At 40.3% G+C, this 685-nt stretch carries 1 protein-coding gene; it reads left to right on the top strand.

The genetic code is table 11. The features are described from left to right. On the top strand, positions 1-685 hold a 685-nt coding region (locus ACEN4I_RS13415; RefSeq protein ID WP_407127853.1), incomplete at both ends, for an ISL3 family transposase.

Below are 685 nucleotides of genomic sequence, written 5' to 3'. Positions count from 1 at the left end.
GGCATTTACCCGACCTATCTTAGAGTGAAAAAGCAGCGGTTCAAGTGTACATCTTGTGAGGCAACATTTACTGCGGAAACACCGATTGTAAAAGAGGCGTGTTTTATCTCTAATTTTATCAAAGCAGAAATACTGGCGAAGTCAGCTGATGCTCGTTCGATCAAGAGCTTGGCAGAAGAGACGAATGTCTCTTCCACAACGATTCAAAGAATCATCAATGAACAGGTGAAGTATTATCGACCTTACTATCATTCATTGCCGGAGAACTTGTCTTTTGATGAGTTTAAGTATGGTAATGGGCAAATGGCTTTTGAGTATATTGATGTCGTAACAGGAACGATACTAGATATTTTAGAAAGCAAAGATACTCGTACAATCAAAGATCACTTCTGTTCTCGATACAGCCAAAACCAGAGAAATCAGGTCAAAACGATTACGACAGACATGAATGCCAGTTACGTCAGCTTCATCCCTGAACTGTTTCCAAACGCTGATATCATTATTGATCGATTTCATATCGTTCAGCTCGTGAACCGAGCGATGAACAAAACACGCGTAAAAGTCATGAATCGACTTCGAACGTCCAATGGAGAAGACCAAAAGAAGTACAGACGACTCAAACGCTTCTGGAAGAAACTACTGAAGAAAGAGTCCGAGTTGTCTTATACTAGCTATCAATACTTTC

The sequence above is a fragment of the Desemzia sp. FAM 23990 genome, assembly GCF_045528485.1.
GTDB lineage: Bacteria > Bacillota > Bacilli > Lactobacillales > Carnobacteriaceae > Desemzia.
Note: the sequence above shows the minus strand (reverse complement) of the source record. Positions and strands in the feature narration are given on the sequence as shown.